Below are 24,927 nucleotides of genomic sequence, written 5' to 3' on the forward strand. Positions count from 1 at the left end.
ATCACACAGATAGAGGTAGCCCCGATGGCTCAGTCCGCCGAAGGCACGACGTCCACCCACTCCGCACCGGCCGCGCAGGCCTCACCAGCCCGTCCTGCCCCGCCGGCCCCACCTGCTCTGTCGACGAAGCAGCTCACCGGGATCATCGGCGCGCTGGCGCTCGGCGCCTTCCTGATGATCCTCAATGAGACCGTACTCACGGTGGCGCTGCCATCGATCATGGCGGACTTCGGGGTGACCGCGGAGGCGGGTCAGTGGCTGACCACCGGATTCCTCCTGACCATGGCAGTCGTCATCCCCCTGACCGGCTACCTGATCCAGCGCTTCACCCTGCGAACCCTCTTCGTCTTCGCGCTCTGCAGCTTCCTCGTCGGCGTCGTCCTGGCGATCGTCGCTCCCAGCTTCAGCGTCCTGCTGATCTCCCGCATCATCCAGGCGATCGGCACCGCCATCGTGCTGCCGCTGCTCATGAGCACCACCCTGTCACTCGTCCCAGCCCAGCACCGGGGAATGGTCATGGGTCTGAACTCGATCGTGATCGCAGTCGGTCCCGCGATCGGCCCCACCGTGTCGGGCATCATCGTCAACTCGCTGTCATGGCGCTGGATCTTCGGAGTGATGGCACCTCTGGCCGCAGTCATCCTGGTCCTCGGAATCGTCTTCATCAAGGTGCCGTCGGCCAACCGCAGGCTGCCGGTGGACGTCTTCTCCGTCATCCTCTCCGCATTCGCGTTCGGCGGTCTGGTCTATGCGATCTCCACGTTCGGCAGCGTCCTGGACAGCCCCACGGTCCCGCTGGTCAGCCTCGTGATCGGCCTCGCCGCACTGGCGCTGTTCATCACCCGACAGGTCCACCTGACTCGCATCGGCCGTGAACTGCTGAACCTGCAGCCTTTCGCGAACCGCACATTCACGCTCAGCGTCGCCATGATCATGATCGCCATGGGCACACTGCTCGGCACCGTCGTCATCCTGCCGATCTTCCTGCAGAACGGCAGCGGCCTGAGCACCATGACCATCGGCATGATGCTGCTTCCCGGTGGACTCATCCAGATCGCGGTGGGACCGATCTTCGGCCGAGTCTTCGACCGCCACGGCCCGCGCCCGGTACTGATCCCCGGTGCTCTCATGCTGGCGCTGGGACAGTGGCTGTTCACGACCATCGACCCGGGCACCGCGCTCGGCCTCATCGTCGCGTTCCACACGATCTTCTGCATCGGCCTGGCCATGCTGATGACCGGCCTCCTGTCCGCCGCGCTGAGCGACGTCCCCCACCATCTCTACGGGCACGGCTCGGCCATCTTCAACACCGGCCAGCAGCTGGGCGGCGCGATCGGCACCACGATCTTCGTGACGGTCATGAGCGCCGTCGCAGCCGCAGAGACCACGGGCGGGTCCGAACTGGTCGACGGCCTGTTCCACGGCGCCCGCATCGCGTTCATCGTCGGCGGGATCCTCGCGACGAGCGCGGTCGTCTGCGCTCCATTCATCAAGGCCCCGAAGCGCGCGGACGTCGTCGTCTCCCACGACGTGGGCTGACCCCGGGACCGGTCCCGGAGCGGAACGTCCCGGATGACAACACGCGATGACCCCCTGCCACCTGGCAGGGGGTCATCGCGTTCTCATCCGGGACGTTCCGCCGCAGCCGGCTCACGCCCCCGTGGCGGAGGCGGGGAGATTGCTGCCTTCGATGGCCTCGCCCGACTCCAGCGCCTTCAGCCACGTCTCCGTGCTGCTGACGGCCGCGAAGTTCGAGTTCAGCAGCGTCATGAGGGTCTCGTGGACCTGCTGGGCCGGGACGCTGCCCTGCGCGTTCGTGAGGTTGACCGCGCCGGTGGAGTCGGACAGGACCTCGACGGCCACGCCCATCGGCTCGGCATCCGCTGCAGTGCCGAGGATGCAGTTGTTGGTCATGTAGCCGACGAGCGTGATCGTGTCGACGCTGCTCTCCTCCAGCCACGCCGCGAGGCCAGTCTCCGGGAAGACGCTGGCGACCGACTTCGTCGCGCGCTTCCACCCGTCGTGTGCGAGCGCGCCCACATCCGCGTGGAGCTTCTGTCCCTCGGACCCCTCGGCGAAGACCGGGAAGCCCTCCGGATACTGGTGCTGCACCACTGCGGTGGGCAGACCGGCCTGCTGGGCCGCCTCGAGGACGCGCACGATGTTCGCGAGCGACTCGTCGCGCGGCGGGTACTGGATGGCGAGCGGGCCCTCCGCATCGAAGTAGTCGTTCTGGACGTCGACGACGATGAGAGCGCGGCGGGGTGCGGACATGGTGATTCCTCCTGGTGTGATCGGATGCTGCCGCATCCAGCATCCCCCGGTCGGGACGCGTACCGTGAGTGGCATGAACGCGCATTATCGATGGAATCGGGCCACATGAGGATCGCAGTCCACATCTTCGACGGGATCTCCCTCTTCCACACGACCGCCCCCGTCACGGTGTTCGGAGAGGTCGGGCGACTAGGTCTCGCCGACGACTGGGAGGTCGTGCTCTGGAGCGACACCGGGGGCACGATCCGCACGGCAGAGGGAATCGACCTCGCGCCGATCGGGGATCCACAAGCGGCGCAGGGCGCCGACCTCCTGATCCTCCCGTCCTGGCACGAGGACCTGCGCCCCTCCCCCGTCGGGCTCACGGACCTCATCCGCACGGCGCACAGCCGGAGCACCACGGTGGTGGGGCTGTGCCTGGGCGCGTTTCCGCTGGCGGAGGCCGGCGCCCTGGACGGCCGCTCGGCAGTGACCCATTGGTCAGCGGCCGGCGCTTTCGCCGGCCGCTTTCCCCGCGTGGACGTGGACCAGTCCGCTCTGTACATCGATCACGGCGACGTCCTCACGTCCGCAGGCACGGCCTCGGCTCTCGATGCCTGTCTGCACATCGTCCGCGAGCACCTGGGAGCCGCTGCGGCGGCCAGGGTGGCCCGCCAGCTCGTCATCGCCCCGCACCGCGAGGGCGGACAGGCCCAGTACGTCGAGCGTCCGCTGCCCGCAGAGGACGGCCACGGCGCCCTGGGCGAGGTGATCGAGTGGGCGCTCGCGCACCTCGACCGCTCCCTCTCCGTCGACGATCTGGCGGAGCGTGCCCACATGAGCCGCCGGAACTTCACACGCCGGTTCCACGAGGTGACGGGCACCGGTCCCGCAGCGTGGGTGCGGTCGAGGCGGCTCGACCGGGCCCGCTCGCTCCTGGAGACCACGTCGTGGCAGGTCGCACGCATCGCGGACGAGTGCGGGTTCAGCAGTCCCGTGACGTTCCGTCAGCGCTTCGTCGCTGAATACGCCACGACGCCCACGTCATACCGGACGCGCTTCACCCAGACCTGACGCAGGACCTCTGCGAGAATCGCCCATGCGGATGCAGCGCCTCCTTGAGGACGAACGGGACGCACTGGGTGAGGTCCTGTCCCCGACTTCCGCTGGGCGACCCACCGGGACTCCGCACTCTCAACGGCCGACGACCTCCCGATGACCGGCGTCCAACCGCCTCGTCCAGCCCCGCGCGTCCAGGTGCTCCAGCAGCGGGATCACAGTCCGCCGCGTCGTATCGAGAGCCTTCCGCGCCTCGCTCGTCGTGAACGGCTGCGATAGCCCCGTCAGCACCCGCATCGCCTGCGCGGGTGCCTGCGGCCCCAGGAGGATGCTGTCGCCCTGACCTGCGGTCCCGCCGCGCACGCCCGCTCCCCCGCGAGCGTCCGACCCGCCCAGACGGATGAGCCTGCCCTGCTTCTCCGCTGCCGCGATCTCCCGCGGTCCCAGCCTCAACCGCTCCAGGTCACGGGCCTCCGGCGCGCGGTACGGAGACCCCGCCCAGTCCTTCTCGAGTGCTTGGACCGCCGGTTCGGCCGCTCCCATGCCGCGGACCGCCGCCTTCGACCGGATCCGCCCGTCCTCGACGAGAAGCCCGCTCTTCCGAACGATTGCAGACAACAGCGCCGAGGTCGCCTGCGCCGCCTGCTGACGGTCCTCTTCGAAACCGCCGAGGTCGGGGAGACCCAGGCGATCGACCGCTGCCTTCCCTGTGAGACCAGGCGACAATGGGTCCGCTGAGTGGTCTGCTTCGACCGCGTCTCCCAGCGCTGCCGCCCACGCGTCCAGCCGCTCCGCATCGACCAGCAGATCGCGCACCCGCACGACGCCCTCCGGCAGCGCAGAGGCTGGGTGCGGTTCACGGTCGTGAGAGCCGGTCTTCTCGAATCCACGCCGTCCACCATCGGCGCCGCTCGCGGCCCCATCCTCCGGCACGGCCACTCCCAGGGACGTCAGCAGCGCGACCGGCACAGCACCCCGGCGGCGGACCTCGTGGAGGAGGTCCCCCTCGGCACTCATGCCGGCAAGCGTCTCTGCGCGGCGCCGGCCGTCACCGCGGCGCGCCAGTGCGGGCGGGTCGACGTCGAGCACCTGCACGCCCGCGCGCACCGCTCGGCTGCCCGTCGACCGCAGCAGGATCCGGTCGCCCACGGTGAGCGGCAGGGGTCGGGCGAGGGTGAGGCGGGCGTGCTCGGTGCCCAGCGGTCGCAGCCTCGCCTGCACGGCAGCCGTGCCCACGTGCACTGACAGCTCGCGCGGGGCATCGTCGAAGTCCTCGCCTGTCGCCCTGCGCACGTCGACGGTATCGGTGAGCGTCCAGGCGCCGGGGGTCAGCAGGACGTCGCCGCGTCCGAGGTCGTCCGCAGCGATGCCGCGCAGGTTCACCGCGGCGCGGGTCACCGGCGCCAGTGCGTCCTCAGCCGCGTCATGACTCTGCAGACCCCTGATCGTCACCGTCTCACGAGCCTTCTCACCTGCGATGACGAGCGCGTCGTCGGGCCGCAGCACCCCTGCCCCAAGCGTGCCGGTCACCACCGTCCCCGCACCGGAGATGCTGAAGGCCCGGTCGATCCACATCCTCACGCGCGCACCGGTGTCCGGTACCGGAGCCTGTGCGAGCACGCGATCGAGCGCCTCCCGCAGCGCATCGAGCCCCTCCCCTGTCGTCCCGGACACGGAGACCGCCTCCACCTCGGCGAGGCCTGTTCCCGCAAGCTCCGTGCGGGAGCGGGCGACGACCTCAGCGACGGAATCCGGAGCGAGGTCCGCCCGGGTCACGACGAGCAGGCCCCGCCGGATGCCCAGCGCCGCGATCGCGTCGCGGTGGTCGTCCGACTGCGGCATCCACCCTTCGTCGGCGGCGACGACGAAGAGGACGATCGGGGCGGGCCCGATCCCGGCGAGCATGTTCCCGAGGAACCGCTCATGCCCGGGCACGTCGACGAAGGAGACTTCGCGGCCGCTGGGCAGCGCCGTCCACGCGAATCCCAGGTCGATGGTGAGGCCGCGGCGCTTCTCCTCGTCCCAGCGGTCCGGCTCGGTGCCCGTGAGCGCGCGCACCAGCGTCGACTTGCCGTGGTCCACGTGCCCGGCCGTCGCGACGACGAACGACCCTGGCCGCGTCATCGTGAGTCCGGCTCCGGGATCAGGTTCGCGAGCACGTCGACGATGGCGGTCGCGATGTCGCCGTCGCGGTCCTCCGGCACGCAGCGCAGGTCGATGAGACAGCGGCCTTCGTGCACCCGGCCCACGATCGCGGGGGTGCCGGTGCGCAGGGGCGCAGCCGCGGCCTCGGGGACGGCGAGCGCCCAACCGGGCAGATCGACTCCGGTGCCGCCGCCCCCGCCCACGCGGCCGGCGTGCTGCACGACGTGCGCGGCGACGAGGCTTCGGCGGGGCTGCGACTGATCCGCATCCGCGGTCGCACCTTCGACTGCTCGCTCGGGCACGCCGGTACCGGACTGCATCCGCTCCATGCGCGCAGCCATCTGCCCGTCGAGCGCGGCGGCGAGGCGTTCCGTGCGGAGGCGCAGGACCTCGGGGTCGAGGTGGAGTGCCTCGTGGACGGGCGGCTCGCCGGCTGCGAGGGTGGCCTCGAGCGCGGCGAGCGTGAGTTTGTCGGCCCGCACCGCCCGCGCCATCGGGTGGCGGGACAGAGTCGCGATGACGTCCGCCCGGCCCAGGAGGATCCCCGCCTGCGGACCGCCCAGCAGCTTGTCTCCGGATGCGATGACGACGTCCGCCCCGGCGGCGAGCGCGGTCGCGGCATCCGGCTCCTCCGGCAGTCGTGTATCCGGCTCCAGCAGCCCGCTGCCGAGGTCCACGATGAGCGGCACGTCCCGCTCATGACACAGCGCCGCCAGGTCCGCGATCGACGATTCCGCGGTGAATCCGTCGATGCGGAAGTTGGAGCGGTGGACCTTGAGAACCGCACCGATGGGTGGAGACGCGACGGCGCGCAGGTAGGTGACACCACCCGCGTCCGCGGACGCGTCCGACCGCTCGAACTCTCGTGAGTAGTCGGCCAGATGCGTCCGGTTCGTCGTACCGACCTCGGTGAGAACAACACCCGCGGACTCGATGAGGTCGGACAGGCGGAAGCCTGCCCCGATCTCGACGAACTCGCCCCGGCTGATGAGGACGGACGCGTCCTGCGCGTAGGCGGTGGTCGCGAGCATGAGGGCGGCGGCGCCGTTGTTGACGACGAGGGCGTCCTCGGCGGCCGGGCAGGCAGCGAGCAGGGACGCGCGGGCCCCGGCGCCTCGGCGGGAGCGGGACCCGGAGGCGAGGTCGAACTCGAGGTCGGTGTATCCGGCCGCGTCGGCGAGCGCCGTCCGGGCGGCCTGGGACAGCGGCGCCCTGCCCAGGTTCGTGTGGACGAGCACGCCTGTGGCGTTGAGGACCGGTGTGAGCGAGGAGGCGCGCTGAGTGCCGAGAGCGGTCAGCAGCTCCGTCTGAACGGCCTCGGGCGCGATGGCGCCGGTGCGGGCACGATCCTGCGTGGCTCGGATGAGCCCCTTGACGACGCTCTCGCCCAGGGAGGCGACTGCGGCTTCCACCGGCGGCAGGGCCAGCAGGGCGTCGGTGCGGGGGATGCGGCGACGGGGGTCGCCGGTGCCGCGGGCTGGGTCGCCGTGGGCTGGTTCGCCGGTGCCGCGGACGGGATCATCGCCGGCGGTACCGCCTGCCTGCGTGCGGGGATCGTGCGCCACGGGCCCTCCTTCGGACGACGGAAGCTCGGCGGAGGCGGACGGGAATCGAACCCGCCAAGCCCAGATACTGAGCTTCGCCGGTTTTGAAGACCGGGACGACCACCAGGACGCAGACGCCTCCGCCCGCGAATCTATCAGGGGTCGCGACCGCGCAGCAGCGCATGCGGCAGATCGACCTGAGTCGCCGAGAGCTCAACACTCGAGTGATTCCACGGCGGAAATCGCTCGAGTGTTGAGCTCTCGACCTGTCCGTCGGTCCGCGCCGGCCGTAGGCTCGCCCCCATGAGCCTCGGATCCCTGCTCGATCCCGCTGTCCCCCTCACGACCCTCACCTCCCACGCACGCCGGTACGAAACATTCGTCCGCCCCGTCCCCGCGGGGACGCAGGTGCGGATGGGCACCTGGCGGCACAGGCGGTGGGATGTCCATGTCGAGGCGATCGGCAGCGATGATGCGCCCGTCCGAGCCCTTCTCATACACGGCGCGGGCGGCAACGCCGCGGCCATGCGCCCGTTCGCCGCTCACATCGCGGCCCTCGGCATCCAGGTGGTGCTGGCTGATCTGCCCGGCTACGGCCTCACCCGCCCCGCCCACGACCCGGACGTGACCTACGGAGACTGGCAGGAGCTCCTCCTCGGACTGACCGTTCGGATCGCTGACCGGCCGTTCATCGCCATCGGCGCGAGCATGGGTGGGATGCTCGCCTACGACCTGGGTGCCGTCTCCCCGCACGTCGACGCCGTAGTCGCAACCTGCCTGCTGGACCTCTCCGACGTCGCGGTCCTGCGCCGGATCTCCCGCTGGCCGCAGATCGCACCGGTCGTACCCACCTCCCTGACCCTGGCCCGAGGTCCCCTGGCCTCCGCCTTCCTCCCCCTCGCCACGATCGCGCCGATGGAGCTCATCGCGAACGACCCGGGCCTCGCCGAGGCCGTCACCACCGACGACCGCGGAGGCGCCGGCGCGATGCCGCTGGGCTGGTACCGCACGCTCGTGACGGACGGCCCGCTCGTCGCCCCGGAGGACTACTCCGGCCCGGCCACCACCCTCGTGCACCCGGCTGAGGACCGCTGGACACCCGCCGATGTGTCCCTCACCTTCCACTCCCGCCTCGCCGGGTATGGTCACGCCTCACACATGCTGGACGGCAGCGGCCACTTCCCGGTCGAGGAGCCCGGCTTCTCGCAGATGCTGGAGGTGCTCGCGCGGACCGCGGACGACGTCATCGCCCTCCCGCAGTCCTGCCCGCAGACCACACACCCGACCCGAGAGGACTCACCATGACCCGCTTCCACTCGCAGGAGACCATCGCCGCGCCGCTCGATCAGGTGGTGCGCTGGCATTCGCTGCCCGGCGCCGTCACCCGCCTCTCACCCCACTGGGCGCAGACCGTCGTCGCCGAGGGGAACCCGAATGCCCCCGGCACCCGCACATCGATGAAGATCGCGGTCCCCGGCTCACGGGGATCCGTGCGCGTCCCGTGGAAGTCGGAGCATTTCGCACTGGACGACCCGGGCGTCGCGCCGCTCGCAGCGCACCCGCAGAATGCCGACCCGCAGCAGAACTCCCCCACTGCCTTGACCGGCAGCGCCTTCGGCTTCGGCGACCTCATGGTCGATTCGCCGCTGGCGCCGCTGCGCTCGTGGGAGCACCGGCACGTGTTCCGCTCCGCCGGCGACCCGGCCTCCTCGACCGAAGCCATCGCCACCTCCGTCGAGGACGACGTCACCGTCGAACTTCCCCGCGCCGCCCTGCTCACGGACACGGAGCTGGGCTCCCGCATCGGGTCGCGACTCTCCCGCCTGCCCGGAGCGCGCATCCCGGAGAACCAGCTCCTCAAGACCCTGCGCAGCACCTTCGCCGCTCGCACCGACAGGCTGCACCGGGAGTTCGACTTCCTCCGTCAGATCGATGCGCCCACGATCGGCGGCGCGCGGCCGCTGCGCATTCTCATATCCGGCGCATCGGGGCTCGTCGGCACCCAGCTGTGCGCCCTGCTCATGACCGCAGGCCACACCGTGCGTCGGCTGGTCCGGCACGAGCCTGCGGCCGGCAGCGCAGCGCGGGCCCGCACAGCAGGCGACCCTGCCACGGCCTCGGCAGCGGCCGCCCCCGGCACGACCTCCGCGGACGACACACGCCCCCTCTCCGACACCGGCGAGCGCCCCGATCAGGAATCCCGCTGGGACCCGCAGGCCGGCTACCTGCTGCGCGAGGACCTCGCGTGGGCAGACGTGGTCGTCAACCTGTCGGGCCGCAGCATCGGCGGCCGACTGACGGACCGGGCGAAGGACGAGATCCTCACCTCGCGCATCGACACGACGCGCCTGCTCGCCACGACGATCGCAGCCCTGCCGGAGCAGGACCGTCCCGAAGCCTTCATCTGCGCATCGGCGGTCGGCCTCTACGGGACGGACCGACGCACGCCGGCCGATGAGGCAGCGCCTGCGGGCGACGGCTTCCTCGCCGAGGTCTGCCGCACCTGGGAGGCCGAGGCCGCCGCCGTCGAATCCGCCGGGGTCCGCCGCGTCTCCGTGCGCACCGGACTGGTCATGAGCGGACTGGGCGGGCTCCTCGCGCTGCAGGTCCCGCTGTACCTCGCCGGCGGCGGCGGTCCGCTGGGCTCCGGCGAGCAGTGGTTCCCGTGGATCAGCCACGACGACCTCGTGCGGGTCTATGCGCGGGCGATCGTCGATGCGACTCTGACGGGGCCGGTCAACGCCGTGGCGCCGGGCATCGTGCGGCAGAAGGAGTTCGCGAAGGCGATGGGCTCCCACGTGCACCGCCCTGCGTTCCTCCGAGCGCCTCGGTTCGGCCCCGCCCTGCTGCTGGGTGAGGACGGCGCGGACGAACTCGCGCTCGCCGGGCAGCACGCGGTGCCGACCGCGCTGGAACGGGCGGGGTTCGACTTCGCCCACCCGGGCCTCGGCGACTGCCTCACAGAGGAGCTGGGGCCTCGGTGACGGCACCACTCCGATGACGTCCGCCGAGCCCTCCGCACGCCACTCCCACTGCAGACCTTCCCCGTCTACGGTGGAGACGGTCAGATCCCCCAGCCCCGTCCGTGAGCGCCCACGCGGCGCGGAAGGAGTACTCATGGCACTCGAATTCTCAGTGTGGGGCCACGCCGGTATCCGGCTGGAGCGCGACGGCGCACGGCTCGCGATCGACCCCGGATCCTTCACCGATCCGCGACTGCTCGAACGGACCGCGGCAGTCCTCATCACCCACGAGCATGCCGACCATGTCGAGCCGGAGCGGCTCGCGGCGGCGATGGCCGATTCTCCCGACCTGCAGGTGTGGGCACCCGGATCCGTCGCCGAGGCCCTGGCCACCGCTGGTGCCCCGGTCGCCCGGGTGCACGTCACCGGGCCGGGGGACGACTTCGAGGCGGCCGGATTCCGCGTCCGGGCGCTGGGCGGGCAGCACGCCGTCATCCATCCGAGCCTGCCGCAGGTCTCCAACCTCGCCTTCCTCATCGACGAGGTCGTCCTCCACCCGGGAGACTCCTTCCCCCGACTGCCGGACGACGCGCGGGTCGAGCTGCTGGCCCTGCCCGTCAGCGCTCCGTGGATGAAGCTCGCCGAGGCGGCCGACTACGCCGCCGAGGTCTCCCCCACCACAGTCGTCCCGATCCACGATGCGATCCTGTCCGCGGAGGGCAGGCAGATCGCCGACAAGATCCTGCCGGGGCTCATCGGCGGTGCCGAGTACCGGCGACTGGGGCTCGGAGAGGTACTGCAGGTCGGCGACTGAACTGCGGCAGGATAGGACGCATGACGTCGTCCGCCCCGCTCTCCACGCCCGTATCGCGCAGCGCCCGTCATGGGGCGCGGCTGCTGGCGTACTCCCACGCGAGCGTCGACTTCTACCAGGGCGCGATCGCCGCGCTCGTCCCCTTCCTCGTGCTGGAGCGCGGGTACACCTACGCTGCCGCGGCCGGGATCGTGCTCGCGTCCTCCCTGTCCTCCTCGGTCATCCAGCCGCTCTTCGGAGCCCTCGGCGACCGCTGGTCGATGCGGTGGCTCATCCCTGTGAGCATCCTCTTCGCGGGCGTGGGAGTCGGCGCGATCGCCCTGTCCGAATCCTTCTGGATCACGGCGCTCGCGGCCGCCGTCTCCGGTGCGGGAGTCGCCGCCTTCCACCCCGCGGGGGCCAGCCGCGCACGTGAGATCAGCCGCGACGATCACGTCGTGATGTCCTGGTTCTCCCTGGGCGGCAACATCGGCTTCGCCGTCTCCCCGCTGTTCGTCGCCGCGACCGTCGGGATCTTCGGACTGCGGGCTGCGCCGCTGCTCGTGATCCCGGCGCTGACGGGCATCGTCGCCGTCGGACTCATCGGCCGCTTCCACTCGCCCGCACCGGTGACCGCGCGACGAGCGGGCAGCAGTGCGGCCGGGGCGAGGGACGACTGGCCGGCATTCCTGCGGATGTCGATCGCGATCATCTGCCGGTCCATCGTCTTCGTGGGAATGGGCTCGTTCATCGTGCTCTTCATGAGCGTGCACCGCGACGTCGGTGAGACGCTGGCCAGCGCATCCCTCTTCGTCTTCTACATCGGGGGCGCGTTCGGCACGGCGATCGGCGGACACCTCGCGCGCCGCTGGCCGCGCACCACGATCCTCCGGTGGGCCTACCTGCTCGCTGTGCCGATCGTCGCCGGGATGCTGCTGATCCCCGGGCCGGTCGCCTACCTCTTCATCGCCCTGGCCTCGATCGTGCTGTACGTGCCGTTCTCCCTGCATGTCAGCCTGGGCCAGGACTACCTGCCACGGCACATGGGCACCGCCAGTGGGGTTACCCTGGGCCTGGCCGTCTCCGTGGGAGGGCTCGCGTCCCCCGCGATCGGCGCACTGGGCGACCGAGTGGGGCTCGAGTACGCGCTCCTGCCGCTCATCGCCCTGCCGGCGCTCGCATGGGTGGTCCTTCTGGGCCTCAAGGACCCCCGCTCCGCAACGTCGTGATCCTCCACCCACCTCACTCCGCCACCGACGATCCCGAGGACATCCATGACCGATCCCCGCGCCACCGCACTCGCCTTCGCTGACGTCACCGTCCGCCGCGCCTCCACCGTCATCCTCCCCGGCATCTCGTTCGCCGTGGGGCGCGGAGAGCACTGGGTGATGCTCGGTCCCAATGGTGCGGGGAAGAGCACGATCCTCAGCCTGGCAGGCGGGACGGCGCACCCCACCAGTGGAACCGTCGACGTGCTGGGGCACCGTCTGGGCCGCGTCGAGCTGCGCGCGCTGCGCGAACGGATCGGGCACGTGAATCCCCGTCATCCTCTGCGGTCGAAGCTGACCACCCTCGACGTCGTGCTCACCGGTCTGACCGGCACAGTCGAGACCATGCTGCGCTGGACACCCACCCCCGAACAGCAGGAACGCGCACACCACCTGCTGTCGATCTTCGGTCTGGCTGACCGGGTGAGCGCCACGTGGCCCACCCTCTCGCAGGGCGAGCGTGGTCGAGCTCTCCTCGCGCGCGCTCTCCTCACTGAGCCCGAGCTGCTCCTGCTCGATGAACCCGCGACGGGCCTGGACGTGGCCGCACGCGAACAGCTGCTGGAGACCCTCGACGTCCTGCCCGTGACGCACCCGGACCTCACGACTCTCCTGGTCACGCACCATCTGGAGGAGATCCCGAGCTCCGTCACCCATGCCCTGCTGCTGCGCGACGGCGCCCTGCTGGACCACGGGCCGGCAGACCGGGTGCTCACCACGGACAACGTGACGGCCACATTCGACCACCCGATCGCGGTCCACCGCGAAGACGGCCGCTGGGGCGCCCGGTCCGACCGGCGCAGATCAGCTCCGCATCCCGCACGTCTCAGCCCAGCAGGCGCCGGGCACGCGTGACCGTCGCCGTCACGACGGCCGACCCGCCGGACCCCACCGCTCAGCGGCCCGCCGCCTGACCCTGCGCAGAGGCGAGTGGGCCGCTGAGCCACGCCGCGGCCTCGGCGGGTGTCCGCAGTCGCACGATGACGAGGCCTGGGATTCGGGCGGCAACGCGCGGCACCAGCGTCGCGTACTTGCGCCGCGTGGAGACCGCCCACCGGAGGATGTGGTCGGGGGTCCTGAACACATCTGTGAGCGGCCCCTCCGGAGCCGTGGAACAGGCCGTCGATCTCCGTGTGGGGGATGCCCGTGGTCGCATCGATCCGTCCCGCGAAGGTCGTCTTGCCCGCCCCGGACACACCCGCGACGAGGATGCGACGCGGCGTGTGCGGCAATGGGTCCGTGGCAGTGAGCACGGGATCGAGCGCAGTGGGTGTCGACGGGCCGCCGATCGTACGTACACTCACGGATATGGGTACCGAGGACGCTGACCAGCAGATGCCGCAGATCCAGACACCGACGATCCAGACACCCCCGGTCCGACTGACCTCCATGGCGCACGGCGGGGGCTGTGCCTGCAAGATCCCCCCGGGGGAACTGGAGACCGCCCTCTCGTCACTCTCCGGGCAGAAGTTCGACTACGTGATCGTGGGCCTGGACGACGGCGATGACGCCGCAGCCGTCCGGGTGCAGGACGGGCTCGCGGTCCTGTCCACCGCTGACTTCTTCACTCCCGTCGTCGATGACGCCTACGACTGGGGCCGGATCGCCGCGGCGAACGCCCTGTCGGACATCTACGCCATGGGCGGCACACCGATCGTCGCGATCAACCTCGTCGGATGGCCGCGCGAAGTCCTGCCGATGGAGCTCATGAGCGAGGTGCTGCGCGGCGGACTGGACGTGGCGAACGCGGCGGGCACCCCGGTGATCGGAGGCCACTCGGTCGACGACCCGGAGCCCAAGTACGGCATGGCCGTCACCGGCACCGCGCACCCGGACCGGCTGCTGCGCAACGACGCTGCTGTCGCGGGTCTGCCGCTGACCCTCACGAAGCCGATCGGAGTGGGCCTGCTCAACAACCGCCACAAGTCGACGGGCGAGGTGTTCGATGCGGCGATCGCATCGATGACCGCGCTCAACCGGGATGCTGCGGACGGAGCTCTGGCCGCCGGGGCGAAGGCCGCCACGGACGTCACCGGCTTCGGACTGCTCGGGCACCTGCACAAGATGGTGCGGGCCTCGGGCGTGGGCGCGGTGATCGACCGGGCGGCGGTTCCGCTCATCGACGGCGCGGCGGAGGCCCTGCGCGACGGGTTCGTGTCCGGGGGCACTCGCCGGAACCTCGACTGGGTGCGGCCCCACGTCCGCGCCGATGCGGGGATCACGGAGGACGATCTGCTGGTCCTCGCGGATGCCCAGACTTCAGGCGGGCTGCTGGTCGTCGGCGAGGTGCCCGGCTACCCCGTCATCGGCGAGACGGTCGCGGGAGACGGCATCGACGTGCGGTGAGCGCGACGTGTGTCGAGGCGGAACTCCTGCACCAATCCCTCGTCGAGGCGGCACTCCTGCACACGGATCGGGGCCGAGACGTGCAGGAGTGTCGACTCGATGTGCCCCAGTGACAGGTGGTTGATGGCCGCCGACTGTGCCCCGGTGACTGGTGGCCACCTCACTGCGGCACTCGAGTGAGTACAACCCGTCCCCACGACCGCCCGGATGGTCCGCTTTGCACTCACTCGACGATTCGGGACGAGGCGGTGGATCTGGAACGAGGCACCAGCCGCACCGTCACTCCGGGACGTCAGTTCACCCCGAGAAGTCAGTTCACCCCGGGAAGTCAGGTCACTCCGGGAAGTCGGTGCTGCGCGTGACGTCGACCCACGCGTCGATGTCCGCGCGCTGGCCGACGAGCTCGCCCTCGGCGCGGCGCAGCGCGTCCGACCCCAGCAGCAAGCGCAGCGGCGGATTGTCCGAGGCCACCACCTGCAGGATCGCCTGGGCAGCGCGCACGGGATCGCCCGGCTGGCGGCCATCGATCGTCGCGTTCTCCTTCCGCCGCAGGCCGGCGGTGTCCGCGTAGTCCTCGATCGGCACAGCCGACTGCGTGAGCGACCGCCCCGCGAAGTCCGTCCGGAACCCGCCGGGCTCCACGATGACGACCCGCACTCCCAGCGGCCCGACCTCCTTCGACAGCGCATCGGAGGCGCCTTCGAGCGCGAACTTCGTCGCCGAGTAGTACCCCGACCCCGGCTGCGACGTCCGCCCCGCGATGGACGAGACGTTCACGATCGTGCCCGCCCCGCGCTCCCGCATGCCCGGCAGCACCTGCTTCATGACGTCGACGGCCCCGAAGAAGTTCGTCGCGAAGAGCTGCTCGACCTCTGCCGGGTCGCCCTCCTCGAGGGCGGACCTGTAGCCGTAGCCCGCATTGTTCACGAGCACATCCACTCCGCCGAACCGGTCCTTCGCCACATCCACCGCCGCGATGATCTGGTCGTGGTCGCGCACGTCCAGCGGCACGACGGCTGCGGTCTCCGGGTACGAATCACCCAGCTCCGCGAGCACCTGCGGGTCGCGCGCCGTGATGACCGCGTCGTGGCCCGCCTCGAGCACTGCGATGGCGAGCGCCCGCCCCAGCCCCGTGGAGCATCCGGTGATCAGCCATGTCGACATCGTGGGTCTCCTTCGTCGTGATCCTGCCCCAAGACTAGAACCCCCGGCCCGGGACTGCACGGACCGGAACCGCGTGGGCTCAGCGCTCGGGCCGGACCTCCTTGTCGTCCGGCCGTCCGCCGCTCCGGCCGCTCAGCCCCTCACCTGCTCCGACCACTCAGCTACTGAGCCCCTCAGCCGATGGTCGTGATCGAATCGTGCGTGATGCCGGCGGCCCGACGCGCCTCGAGCCGGTCCCGCTGGGGCTCCACCACGTGGCGCGGGTCCGTCGTGGAGGCGATGCCTGCTTCCAGCACCCCGAACCTCGTGAACGCCGAGGCCCCCGCCAGTGCCGCTCCCGCCGCTGCTGACGCGACCTGCAGACCCACGCGCACGGCTGTCTGCCCGCGGCCTGCCCCGCGCGCAGCACGCCGTCCCAGCAGCCGTACCCCCACCTCGAGCGCGGCCGTCGCGACACCGCCAGCGATCGCGAGCATCTCCGCCCGATGCAGCTTGTCTCCCGGTTCGCCGGTCTCCATGGGCTCGACCTCGACCGGGTGCATCCGGTCCTTCATGACCTTCATCGCGACGAGCTCCGCCGCGGTGCCGACAAGCGCGAAGATCCGCGCGGGACCGGCCTGGTCGACGGGAGTCGTCACCATCGCGGTGCCGCCCGCCGCCGCACTCGCCGAGGCCGCGAACACCACCGGCAGACCGTTCCGGCCCGCCGCGTTCCAGGTGGGCACGGCCGTGGCACCCAGCAGCACGCCGGTGTAGGACGCCAGAGGGGCAGCGAACACGACCGAGGCGAGGGCAGCAGGCGTCTCCAGCGCATGGAGCGCCGTCCGCAGCGGCTTCAGCGGCCCCAGGGGGATCCGCTCGCCCGTCAGCCGGTCGACCTCGATGGCCGCGACCACCCCGGCTCCCGTGCCGAACCCGCCCAGGATCCACGACCCCAGGCTCATGGGCGAGGTGATCTTCACGGTGCGCATCATGTTGAGGAAGCGCTCCGGACGCCCCAGGTCCGCGACGAGGGCGAGCGCACCCGCACCCACCGCGCCCAGCGACACGAACCGCGTACTCATCCGCAGCGCCGGCCGATCCGTGAACTGAGCGCCCAATCCCAGCAGCGCCGAGCCGCCGGCCAGGCCGCCCAGGAAGAGGTAGAGGCTGATCTCGTCGCCCCACGGCGGGGCCTTCACGATGGGTCGGCCGTAGTAGGAGGTGAACTCGACGTCCTCGACCATGGGCATCTCGCGCCCGCCGTCGGCGCCGCGGTTCATCCAGCCGCGGCCACCCGGACCACCACGGCCACCCGGTCCCCCGCGACCGCCCCGACCACCGCCTCGGCGGCGGCGCTTCCGGTCCCCGTCCGGCGGACGGTACGAATCGTACGGCGAGGTCGTCATCGGCGCCCTCCCAGGAATGACAGGGCCGCGACCCCGATCATGCCCAGGGCGGCCGCGCCCGCGCTCGCCCACATGCCCGGCAGATCCTTCGTGGGCACGCGGGGGTCCGGCGGCAGTCCGTAGACCTCCGGCTCGTCCAGCAGCAGGAACACCGACCCGGTGCCACCCACGCCGTCGTGCGGATTCGCTCCGTACAGTCGGGCCTCCGTCAGCCCCTTCGCGTGCAGATCGCGCACCCGGACCTCGGCCTTCTCGACCATGTCCTCGCGGTCGCCGAACCTGATGGACTGCGTGGGGCAGGTCTGCGAGCACGCCGGCTCCTGCCCCTCGAGCAGCCGGTCGTAGCAGAGCGTGCACTTGTTCGCGGTGCCCGCGTCGGGGACATCCATCTCCGACGCCCTGCGGTCGTCACGGTCCGTCGGCGTGTTGATCGTGCCGTCGTCGCGCCGCTCGATCACGCCGAACGGGCAGCCGGCCACGCACGTGCCGCACCCGTTGCACACGTCGTTCTGGACGACGACGGTGCCGAACTCCGTGCGGAACAGCGCGCCGGTGGGGCACACGTCGAGGCAGCCGGCGTGCGTGCAGTGCTTGCAGACGTCGGAGGACATGAGCCAGCGGAAGTCCGCGGTGTCCGGCGGCGTGGTGTCGATGCCCGACAGATCCGCGGGCACTCCGGTCCCGCCCCCGTCGAGCAGGCCTCCCAGCACGTCCGTCGTGACGGTCGCCCCGCTGGGCTGACCAGCACCGATCGCCGCGTCGGCCGGTGCACTAGAGCCGCAGCCCCCGCCGCTGGACGGCCCGCAGCCCGATGGTCCGCAGCCGGACGGGCCGCACCCGGAGCAGCCCCCGCCCGAGGCCGTCGCCGGGTCCTCGTTCGAGGCCGCCGCTCCCGAGGTCGTCGCCGCCCCCGCGGGCGGGCCCACCGTCGGCATCCCCAGACCCACGAGCTTCCGGCCCGATTCGCGGGCCTTCTCGATCCGGTCGCCGTCCTGCTCGATGAATGCGACGTGCCGCCAGGTGTTCGCGCCCAGGCCACCGGTGTTGTCGTAGGAAGATTCGAGGAGCTCGTAGGTCCCGTCCTGCGGATTGCGGTTCCACTCCTTGCACGCGACCTCGCAGGCCTTGCAGCCGATGCAGATCGACGTGTCCGTGAAGAAGCCCTTGCGCGCGTGGGCCTGCGAGCCCCAGCTCGCGTGCTCGGTGGGCTCGCCCAGACGATCCGCGAGGAGCGGCTCCGCCGCCGGGGACCCGCTCGCGGATGTTCCTTCCGCGAGGGTCTCACGTCGGACCTGCGTCGTCATCGGTCGTCCTCCCTCTCAGTCCGGGGCCCGCCGTCGTCGTCCTGCGCCCGACCATCCCCGGGCCCGTCGGCGTCGTCACGCACCTCGGCGTCTTCTTCCGCCGGCTCCTGCGCAGCCTCCTCGACGTCGCCCCGTGGGGTCTCCGCCGTGGGTTCTCCCACGCTACCGCCGGCAGGCCCCTCGGCCACGGCCTCGGCGCCGGGCAGTATCCCCACCCGACCCGTGCGGTCGTCCGTGTGGGTGTGCGTCATCGGTGTCGGCTGCTCCGCCCGCCGGAAGTCCGCACCCTCGACCATCGGGGTGTCGCACGTGCAGCCGGGGCCGTGCGGCCCGTAGGCGACCTCGAGCTCCTCCTGGGACAGCGGCTCCGCGAGGTGGCCGGCGGCGACCGACGCGGCGACGTACTCGGGCGGCACGGTCACGTGCTGGTTGCCGGACTCCTCCGTGAGGCCGGCTTCGCTGCGGAACTTCTCGACGAGGTCCTGGCGGTCCGGACCGCGCGGGCGCCGGCCCGGCATGATCGCACCGGCCAGCGACTTCGACGCCTGGATGAAGACGTTCGGATCCATCGTGACGCCCAGGAGGTCGTTCGCGGAGTCGCCCTCGACGACGGCACCGCCGCCGCCCGCGCCCCAGTGGTACGGCAGGCCGATCTGGTGGATCGTCTGCCCCGCGATGGTGAGCGGCCGCATGCGCTTGGTGACGAGCACACGGGCTTCGATCGCGGCGCGCGGGGACACGATGGTCGCCCAGCCGTAGGGCTCCAGGCCCACTTCCGCAGCCAGTTCCGGGGACACCTCGCAGAACATCTCCGGCTGCAGCTCGGAGAGGTACGGCAGCCAGCGCGACATGCCGCCCGCGGTGTGGTGCTCCGTGAGGCGGTAGGTCGTGAAGACGTAGGGGTAGACCTCGGAGCCGGGCAGTCCCGCGCCGGGTGCGGACAGGTTGTCCTCGCGCGGCATCGTCATCCGCGTGGGGTTGTTCTGCTGCCGGTAGAGCGGGTTGCGGACCGTCGACTCCTGCGGCTCGAAGTGGGTGGGCAGCGGACCGTCGATCATGCCCGACGGGGCGAAGAGCCACCCCTTGCCGTCCGCCTGCATGATGAACGGGTCGTCGCCCCGCAGGGAGCCCGTGCCGCCGTAGGCCGATTCGAACGTCGAGCCCGGGGCGCGATCCGCCGGGAAGTCGGGCACATCGCTGCCCGTCCAGCGTCCGGCGTCCGCGTCCCACCACACGTGGCGCTTGCGCTCCGACCAGGGGCGGCCCTCGGGGTCCGCGGACGCCCGGTTGTAGAGGATCCGTCGGTTCGCCGGCCACGCCCAGCCCCATTCCAGCGCGGTCTCGTCCTGCTCCGTGCGGGGCTTCCGGCGCGCCGCCTGATTCTCGCCGCCCGCGTAGACGCCCGCATAGATCCAGCAGCCGCTGGCCGTGGACCCGTCGCCGCGCAGCTCGTTGAAGCCGTCGACCGGCCGGCCGTCGTCCTCGCCGCCGATGTGGAAGCCGTTGATCTCGCGGATCACCGCTTCGACGTCGACGTCGCCGTGCTCGTCGATCGGGTAGTCCCACGTGAGGTCGAGCAGGGGACGGTCACGCGGGTCCTCGGAGCCCTCGAGCCGCTCGCGGATCTTCACACCCAGGGTGTGGAAGAAGTCGAGCTCGCTCTGCGCCTGCCCCGGCGGGTCGACGGCCTTGTGGCGCCACTGCACCAGGCGCTGGGTCTGGGTGAAGCTGCCGGCCTTCTCCGTGTGGTTGGCCGCGGGCAGGAAGAAGACCTCCGTGTCGATGTCCTCCGGGGCGAGTTCGCCGGATTCGATCTCCGGGCCGTCCTTCCACCAGGTGGCGGACTCGATGAGCGAGAAGTCGCGCACGACCAACCACTTGAGGTGGCTCATCGCCATGCGCTGCATGCGGCCGTTGGCGGATCCCACTGCGGGGTTCTGGCCGAGGACGAAGAAGCCGTCCACGCCGTCCTCGAGCATCCGCACCGCCGTCTGGTACGTGCCGTGCGCGCCGTTGATGCGGGGCAGGTAGTCGAATGCGAAGTCGTTGTCCTCCGTCGCCGCATCGCCCCACCAGGCCTTGAGCAGACTCACGGTGTAGGCATCCCCGTTCGACCAGAAGCCCTTCTGGGTCTCCGGTCTGCCGACCCCGGTGAGGTAGTCATCGAAGCGGTCGTGGATGACGGCCGACGGCATCGGCAGGTAGCCGGGCAGCAGGTTGAAGAGCGTCGGGATGTCCGTCGAGCCCTGGATCGTCGCGTGACCGCGCAGCGCCATGACGCCGCCGCCGGGCCTGCCCATGTTGCCCAGCAGCAGCTGGAGGATCGACGCGGTGCGGATGAACTGCGCCCCCAGCGAGTGCTGGGTCCAGCCGACGGCGTAGGCGAAGCAGGTCGTGCGGTCGCGTCCCGAGTTCTCCGTGACGGCGCGCAGGAGGTAGTCGAAGTCCTTCGGGCTGATGCCGCAGGTCGTCTCGACCGCTTCGGGCGTGTAGCGGGCGTAGTGCCGCTTGAGGATCTGGAAGACCGTCCGCGGGTCCTCGAGCGTCGGGTCGACGAGCGGCTCGCCGTCCTCGTCCAGCGCGTACTGCCACGTCGCGTTGTTGTAGGTGTGCGTCGTGGGATCGAAGCCCGAGAACAGCCCCTCGAGGTCCTCCGGCCCTTGGTAGTCCTCGCTGATGAGGTTCGCTGCGTTCGTGTAGTGGCGCACGTACTCGTCGAAGAACAGGTCCTGCTCGAGGACCCCGTGGATGAGTGCGCCCAGGAGCACGATGTCCGAGCCCGCCCGGATCGGGACGTGCTTGTCCGCGTTCGCGGTCGTGCGGGTGAACCGGGGGTCGACGTGGATGACCTTCGCCCCGCGCATGCGCGCTTCGACGACCCACTGGTAGCCGACGGGGTGGCATTCGGCCATGTTCGACCCCTGGATGACGATGCAGTCCGCATTCGCCATGTCCTGGACGGGCTGGGTGGCGCCGCCCCTACCGAACGAGGATCCCAGACTGGGAACCGTGGCGGAGTGTCAAATGCGCGCCTGGTTCTCGATCTGGATCGCGCCGGCCGCGGTGAACAGCTTCTTGATGAGGTAGTTCTCCTCATTGTCAATGGTCGCGCCGCCCAGGCTGGCGATTCCCATCGTCCGCCGCAGCGGGCTGCCGTGCTCGTCCGCGTCCTGCCAGTGCTTCCGGCGGGCTTCGAGGAAGCGGTCAGCGATCATGTCCGTCGCGGTCTCGAGGTCGAGCGTCTGCCAGTCCTTGGCACGCGGTGCCCGGTAGAGGACGTCTGTGACGCGGCCCGGTGAGTTGACGAGCTGTTCGCTGGCCGCGCCCTTGGGGCAGAGGCGCCCGCGCGAGATCGGCGAGTCCGGATCGCCCTCGATCTGGACGACCCTGTTGTCGCGGACGAACACGTTCTGCCCGCAGCCCACGGCGCAGTAGGGGCAGACGGATTTCACGACGGCATCGGAGGTGGAGGTGCGCGGCTTCGTCGCACGCGTCTTGCCCGACGTCACGGAGGGACCGCGACCGGTGACGTCACCGGATCGGAACTGCCTGAGGACCGGCCATTCGAGCGGACTGAACCTCGCCATGCGGCCACGATACCAGTGAACGGGCCTCTCACCAGTGGTGCGTTCAGCAGTGAATCGACGGCCGGACGGGGACCGGAGGACGGTTCGACAACAGCCGGTGGACCACCACCGGCTGACGCTCCGCTGTGCCCGGGCATCGACACGGGGCCCGCTGGCGGGAATGATGTGCCGAGGCACGATTCCGGCCGATCACCGGATCGTGCCCCCGCGAACAGGTACGCGCCGGAACACGCAGAGCGAAGGAGCTCCCATGTCCGTCCTCGACCGCGAGGCGATCATCGCGCCCGTGACCTTCAACCGCTGGCTCATCCCTCCGGCGGCCCTCGCGATCCACCTGAGCATCGGCCAGGCGTACGCCTTCTCCGTCTTCAAGAACCCACTCGCCGAGCACTTCGGCATGGGCGAGGGCGGCGACGTCGCGATCGGCTGGATCTTCTCCCTGGCGATCGCGATGCTCGGCATCTCGTCTGCGATCGGCGGCACCTGGGTGGAACGAGCGGGCCCCCGGAAGTCCATGGTGGTCGCGGGAAGCTTCTGGGTCGTCGGCTTCTTCGTCGCCACCGCCGGCATCGCGATGGACCAGCTGTGGCTCGTCTATCTGGGCTACGGGGTGATCGGCGGGATCGGGCTGGGCATCGGCTACATCTCGCCCGTCTCCACCCTCATGAAGTGGTTCCCGGACCGCCCGGGCCTGGCGACGGGCCTGGCCATCATGGGGTTCGGCGGCGGTGCACTCATCGCGAGCCCGGCCTCGAACGCACTCATGGTGTTCTTCGGCGGCGGCCCCGACTCGATGGCCGACGGGATCATGCAGACGTTCCTCACGCTGGCAGTCCTCTACCTCGTCGTCATCGCGATGGGCGCCTACGTGATCCGACTGCCGCACCCGGATTGGAAGCCGAAGGGCTACGACCCGGAGAAGGCGGCGTCGAAGCCCCTGCAGACGACCGGGTCCGTCTCCGCCAATCAGGCGCTGAAGACCCCGCAGTTCTGGTTCCTCTGGGTCGCGCTCTTCACGAACGTGACCGCCGGCATCGGCATCCTGGAGAGCGCCTCGCCCATGATCCAGTCCTCGTTCGGCATCACCGCGGTCGCGGCCGGCGGGTACGTCGGGCTGCTGTCGCTCACGAACATGGGCGGGCGGTTCATCTGGTCGACGGTGTCCGACTACATCGGTCGCAAGAACATCTACATCCTCTATCTGGGGGTGGGCGCAGGCCTGTACTTCGTGCTGGCCAGCTTCGGCTCGCAGTCGATCGCCCTGTTCGTCGTCTCCACGCTCATCATCCTGTCGTTCTACGGCGGCGGTTTCTCCACCGTGCCGGCGTACCTCAAGGACCTCTTCGGCGTGTACCAGGTGGGCGCGATCCACGGCCGCCTGCTCACCGCGTGGTCCGCGGCCGGCGTCGCGGGGCCGCTGCTGGTGAATTCGATCGTGGAGAGCTCCCGCTCCGGCGGCGGCGAGGGCTTCGAGCTCTACCGCGTGTCCCTCTTCATCATGGCCGGGATCCTCGTGGTGGGCCTGGCCGGGAACCTCCTCATCCGTCCGGTGGCGGAGAAGCACTTCTCCGACAGCATGATGGTCGCTTCGAAGCGCGAAGAGGACCGCGAGGCCGCGTCCGAGGCCGCCGTCGCCCACCAGCAGACCGCCGCCGGGGGCGCCGGTGCGGTGCACACGACGGTCGCCATCGTCCTGGCGGTGGTCGTGGTGGGCAGCCTGCTCTACGGCCTGGGCGAGACCGCAGTCCGTGCGGCCGCACTGTTCGTCGGCTGAGCGTTCATCGGCTGACTGTTTGCCGGCTGTTGGTTCGTCGGCCGAGCACAGAACGAGGCGGCGGAGACTCCCTCATCGTCTCCGCCGCCTCTTCGCTCTGACGGGAGCGCCTGCTGCATCCCAGGCGCATCCGCCGTGCACCCGCGGACGACCGGCCATCAGCCCGGAGGCCGTCGACACGTCGGCCGATCGCCCGTCACGGGTCGGCCCCGATCGGCACTCTCCGACTTCGTCTCACGGTCCTCGGATCCAGCGCACCGTCGATCAGGTAAGGTCAACCTACCCTTACCGAGACGCGGGACGCAACTGCTGTGCGCAGCCGATCAGTCGATGCGGTCCGCATCCGGGAACGACGGCAGGTACTGCGGATAGTCCTTCGGCACCGTCATCTCGAACTCCGGCGCCCGCTTGCCGAGGAACGACTGGACGCCCTCCTTCGCGTCGGCCAGCTGGCCCATCTCGTAGATGAGCCGCGAGTCGCGCCGGTGCGCCTCCCACGGGGACGAGGCTCCGAGCATGCTCCACAGCAGCTGGCGGCTGGCACCCAGCGACACGGCCGACGCGCGGTCGACGATCGCCCGCGCCATGTCCATCGCGGTCTCGAGCAGCTCGTCCGGTGCGACGACGCGGGACACGAGGCCCGCGGCACGCGCCTCCTCGGCGTCGAAGACCCGCCCGGTGTAGACCCAGTCGAGGGCCTGCGTGATGCCGACGATGCGCGGCAGGAACCAGCTGGAGGCGGCCTCGGGCACCAGGCCGCGGTGCGCGAAGACGAAGCCGAACCGGGCCTCGGTCGAGGCGATCCTGATGTCCGTCGGCAGCGTCATCGTGGCACCGATGCCCACTGCGGCGCCGTTGACGGCGGTGATCATCGGCTTGCGCATCGATGCGAATGCGAGCGACACCTGCCCACCGCCATCGCGACGGTGCCCGTCGACCGTCGGCAGCTCACCGGTCTCGTCGCTCTCCGCGTGCTTCTCCGAGGTGAAGTCGAACGTCGACTCCCCGCCGCTCAGGTCGGCGCCCGGGCAGAAGAACTTCCCACGACCGGTGAGGACCACCGCCCGGACGCCGTCGTCGCCGTCCGCACGCTGAGCAGCGGCGATGAGTTCGTCCCGCATCGTGCCGTTGAAGCCGTTCCGGCTGGGCGGGTTGTCGATCGTGATGAGCGCGATGCGGTCGGTGACCTCGTAGTCGAGCGTCGTGTACTCGCGGGCGGATGCCTGCTGGTCAGCAGCGGTCATGTCCACTCTCCTCGTTGAAAGCCGGGCGGTCCCACTAATCTATCGTTCGTTCGATGAGACTGTGAACCGGGTCCGCCTCAGAGGTCGGGCCGGCG

The 24,927-nt window shown here is 70.6% G+C and carries 17 protein-coding genes, 1 tRNA gene and 1 pseudogene; 9 read left to right on the forward strand and 10 right to left on the reverse strand.

Features of this window, described 5'->3' with window-relative positions:
* Positions 1–24 precede the first annotated feature (24 nt).
* A complete protein-coding gene (locus BSP109_RS07705) occupies positions 25–1,539 on the forward strand; it encodes an MDR family MFS transporter (RefSeq protein WP_101599920.1) in 1,515 nt (504 codons plus the stop codon).
* A 111-nt stretch (positions 1,540–1,650) separates the two neighbouring features.
* Here the strand turns inward: BSP109_RS07705 and BSP109_RS07710 are convergent, their stop codons facing one another.
* On the reverse strand, positions 1,651–2,274 hold the full coding sequence (locus BSP109_RS07710; RefSeq protein WP_101599921.1) for an isochorismatase family protein: 624 nt from the start codon (positions 2,272–2,274) through the stop codon (positions 1,651–1,653).
* Positions 2,275–2,379: 105 nt separating this feature from the next.
* Between BSP109_RS07710 and BSP109_RS07715 the strand changes: the two genes are divergently transcribed.
* Entirely contained in the window at positions 2,380–3,327 is a 948-nt protein-coding gene (locus BSP109_RS07715; protein ID WP_101599971.1) for a GlxA family transcriptional regulator, read from the forward strand.
* Between the two features lie 120 nt (positions 3,328–3,447).
* Here BSP109_RS07715 and BSP109_RS07720 read toward each other — a convergent pair whose 3' ends face one another.
* The 3 genes from BSP109_RS07720 to BSP109_RS07730 form a co-directional block, all read right to left on the reverse strand.
* Positions 3,448–5,436 (reverse strand): SelB C-terminal domain-containing protein, encoded by a 1,989-nt coding sequence (locus tag BSP109_RS07720; RefSeq protein WP_101599922.1) that lies wholly within the window; start codon positions 5,434–5,436, stop codon positions 3,448–3,450.
* Positions 5,433–6,905 carry an L-seryl-tRNA(Sec) selenium transferase gene (locus tag BSP109_RS07725; protein ID WP_257944603.1) on the reverse strand — a complete coding sequence of 491 codons (1,473 nt, stop codon included), beginning with the start codon at positions 6,903–6,905 and terminating at the stop codon, positions 5,433–5,435. Before BSP109_RS07725 ends, BSP109_RS07720 begins: the two co-directional genes overlap by 4 nt.
* A gap of 146 nt (positions 6,906–7,051) precedes the next feature.
* Positions 7,052–7,143, reverse strand: a tRNA-Sec gene (locus BSP109_RS07730).
* A gap of 161 nt (positions 7,144–7,304) precedes the next feature.
* On the opposite strand from BSP109_RS07730, the gene BSP109_RS07735 reads away from it, so the two are divergent.
* The 5 genes from BSP109_RS07735 to BSP109_RS07755 all read left to right on the forward strand — a co-directional run bounded on the left by BSP109_RS07735 (position 7,305) and on the right by BSP109_RS07755 (position 12,880).
* A complete protein-coding gene (locus tag BSP109_RS07735) occupies positions 7,305–8,306 on the forward strand; it encodes a carboxylesterase (protein WP_101599924.1) in 1,002 nt (333 codons plus the stop codon).
* On the forward strand, positions 8,303–9,985 hold the full coding sequence (locus BSP109_RS07740) for a TIGR01777 family oxidoreductase (protein ID WP_101599925.1): 1,683 nt from the start codon (positions 8,303–8,305) through the stop codon (positions 9,983–9,985). The genes BSP109_RS07735 and BSP109_RS07740 overlap by 4 nt, the downstream gene beginning before the upstream one ends.
* 133 nt (positions 9,986–10,118) lie before the next feature.
* Positions 10,119–10,778 carry an MBL fold metallo-hydrolase gene (locus BSP109_RS07745; protein WP_087003605.1) on the forward strand — a complete coding sequence of 220 codons (660 nt, stop codon included), beginning with the start codon at positions 10,119–10,121 and terminating at the stop codon, positions 10,776–10,778.
* Positions 10,779–10,798: 20 nt separating this feature from the next.
* A complete protein-coding gene (locus BSP109_RS07750) occupies positions 10,799–11,986 on the forward strand; it encodes an MFS transporter (RefSeq protein ID WP_101599926.1) in 1,188 nt (395 codons plus the stop codon).
* 45 nt (positions 11,987–12,031) lie between these two features.
* On the forward strand, positions 12,032–12,880 hold the full coding sequence (locus BSP109_RS07755; RefSeq protein WP_101599927.1) for an ABC transporter ATP-binding protein: 849 nt from the start codon (positions 12,032–12,034) through the stop codon (positions 12,878–12,880).
* Between the two features lie 40 nt (positions 12,881–12,920).
* Here BSP109_RS07755 and BSP109_RS17695 read toward each other — a convergent pair whose 3' ends face one another.
* Complete coding sequence (locus BSP109_RS17695; protein WP_256970139.1) at positions 12,921–13,109, reverse strand: hypothetical protein; 189 nt, start codon at positions 13,107–13,109, stop codon at positions 12,921–12,923.
* Positions 13,110–13,360: 251 nt separating this feature from the next.
* On the opposite strand from BSP109_RS17695, the gene selD reads away from it, so the two are divergent.
* On the forward strand, positions 13,361–14,371 hold the full coding sequence (gene selD, locus BSP109_RS07765) for a selenide, water dikinase SelD (protein ID WP_087004265.1): 1,011 nt from the start codon (positions 13,361–13,363) through the stop codon (positions 14,369–14,371).
* A gap of 333 nt (positions 14,372–14,704) precedes the next feature.
* Here selD and BSP109_RS07770 read toward each other — a convergent pair whose 3' ends face one another.
* The 4 genes and pseudogenes from BSP109_RS07770 to fdnG all read right to left on the reverse strand — a co-directional run.
* Positions 14,705–15,535, reverse strand: a complete 831-nt coding sequence (locus tag BSP109_RS07770; protein ID WP_087003613.1) for an oxidoreductase — start codon at positions 15,533–15,535, stop codon at positions 14,705–14,707.
* Between the two features lie 173 nt (positions 15,536–15,708).
* On the reverse strand, positions 15,709–16,923 hold the full coding sequence (gene nrfD, locus BSP109_RS07775; protein ID WP_087003617.1) for an NrfD/PsrC family molybdoenzyme membrane anchor subunit: 1,215 nt from the start codon (positions 16,921–16,923) through the stop codon (positions 15,709–15,711).
* Positions 16,920–18,227: a 4Fe-4S dicluster domain-containing protein gene (locus BSP109_RS07780; protein ID WP_101599928.1), complete on the reverse strand. Its 1,308-nt coding sequence runs from the start codon at positions 18,225–18,227 to the stop codon at positions 16,920–16,922. The genes nrfD and BSP109_RS07780 overlap by 4 nt, the downstream gene beginning before the upstream one ends.
* A 416-nt stretch (positions 18,228–18,643) precedes the next feature.
* Positions 18,644–21,814 (reverse strand): annotated as a pseudogene (fdnG, locus tag BSP109_RS07785) (formate dehydrogenase-N subunit alpha); the annotation flags it as partial.
* A gap of 250 nt (positions 21,815–22,064) precedes the next feature.
* Between fdnG and BSP109_RS07795 the strand changes: the two are divergent.
* Entirely contained in the window at positions 22,065–23,588 is a 1,524-nt protein-coding gene (locus tag BSP109_RS07795; RefSeq protein WP_087003629.1) for an OFA family MFS transporter, read from the forward strand.
* Positions 23,589–23,911: 323 nt separating this feature from the next.
* On the opposite strand, the gene BSP109_RS07800 is transcribed toward BSP109_RS07795, so the two are convergent.
* Positions 23,912–24,832, reverse strand: coding sequence for an enoyl-CoA hydratase-related protein (locus BSP109_RS07800; protein WP_101599930.1), 921 nt, complete (start codon positions 24,830–24,832; stop codon positions 23,912–23,914).
* Positions 24,833–24,927 lie beyond the last annotated feature (95 nt).

The sequence above is a fragment of the Brevibacterium sp. Mu109 genome, assembly GCF_900169375.1.
Classification (GTDB): Bacteria; Actinomycetota; Actinomycetes; order Actinomycetales; family Brevibacteriaceae; genus Brevibacterium; species Brevibacterium yomogidense_A.

Excerpts from the sequence above, each read along its gene's own strand:
- BSP109_RS07705 (WP_101599920.1), top strand. The coding sequence starts at position 25 with ATGGCTCAGTCCGCCGAAGGCACGACGTCCACCCACTCCGCACCGGCC.
- BSP109_RS07710 (WP_101599921.1), bottom strand. The coding sequence starts at position 2,274 with ATGTCCGCACCCCGCCGCGCTCTCATCGTCGTCGACGTCCAGAACGAC.
- BSP109_RS07715 (WP_101599971.1), top strand. The coding sequence starts at position 2,380 with ATGAGGATCGCAGTCCACATCTTCGACGGGATCTCCCTCTTCCACACG.
- BSP109_RS07720 (WP_101599922.1), bottom strand. The coding sequence starts at position 5,436 with ATGACGCGGCCAGGGTCGTTCGTCGTCGCGACGGCCGGGCACGTGGAC.
- BSP109_RS07735 (WP_101599924.1), top strand. The coding sequence starts at position 7,305 with ATGAGCCTCGGATCCCTGCTCGATCCCGCTGTCCCCCTCACGACCCTC.
- BSP109_RS07740 (WP_101599925.1), top strand. The coding sequence starts at position 8,303 with ATGACCCGCTTCCACTCGCAGGAGACCATCGCCGCGCCGCTCGATCAG.
- BSP109_RS07745 (WP_087003605.1), top strand. The coding sequence starts at position 10,119 with ATGGCACTCGAATTCTCAGTGTGGGGCCACGCCGGTATCCGGCTGGAG.
- BSP109_RS07750 (WP_101599926.1), top strand. The coding sequence starts at position 10,799 with ATGACGTCGTCCGCCCCGCTCTCCACGCCCGTATCGCGCAGCGCCCGT.
- BSP109_RS07755 (WP_101599927.1), top strand. The coding sequence starts at position 12,032 with ATGACCGATCCCCGCGCCACCGCACTCGCCTTCGCTGACGTCACCGTC.
- selD (WP_087004265.1), top strand. The coding sequence starts at position 13,361 with ATGCCGCAGATCCAGACACCGACGATCCAGACACCCCCGGTCCGACTG.
- BSP109_RS07770 (WP_087003613.1), bottom strand. The coding sequence starts at position 15,535 with ATGTCGACATGGCTGATCACCGGATGCTCCACGGGGCTGGGGCGGGCG.
- nrfD (WP_087003617.1), bottom strand. The coding sequence starts at position 16,923 with ATGACGACCTCGCCGTACGATTCGTACCGTCCGCCGGACGGGGACCGG.
- BSP109_RS07780 (WP_101599928.1), bottom strand. The coding sequence starts at position 18,227 with ATGACGACGCAGGTCCGACGTGAGACCCTCGCGGAAGGAACATCCGCG.
- BSP109_RS07795 (WP_087003629.1), top strand. The coding sequence starts at position 22,065 with ATGTCCGTCCTCGACCGCGAGGCGATCATCGCGCCCGTGACCTTCAAC.
- BSP109_RS07800 (WP_101599930.1), bottom strand. The coding sequence starts at position 24,832 with ATGACCGCTGCTGACCAGCAGGCATCCGCCCGCGAGTACACGACGCTC.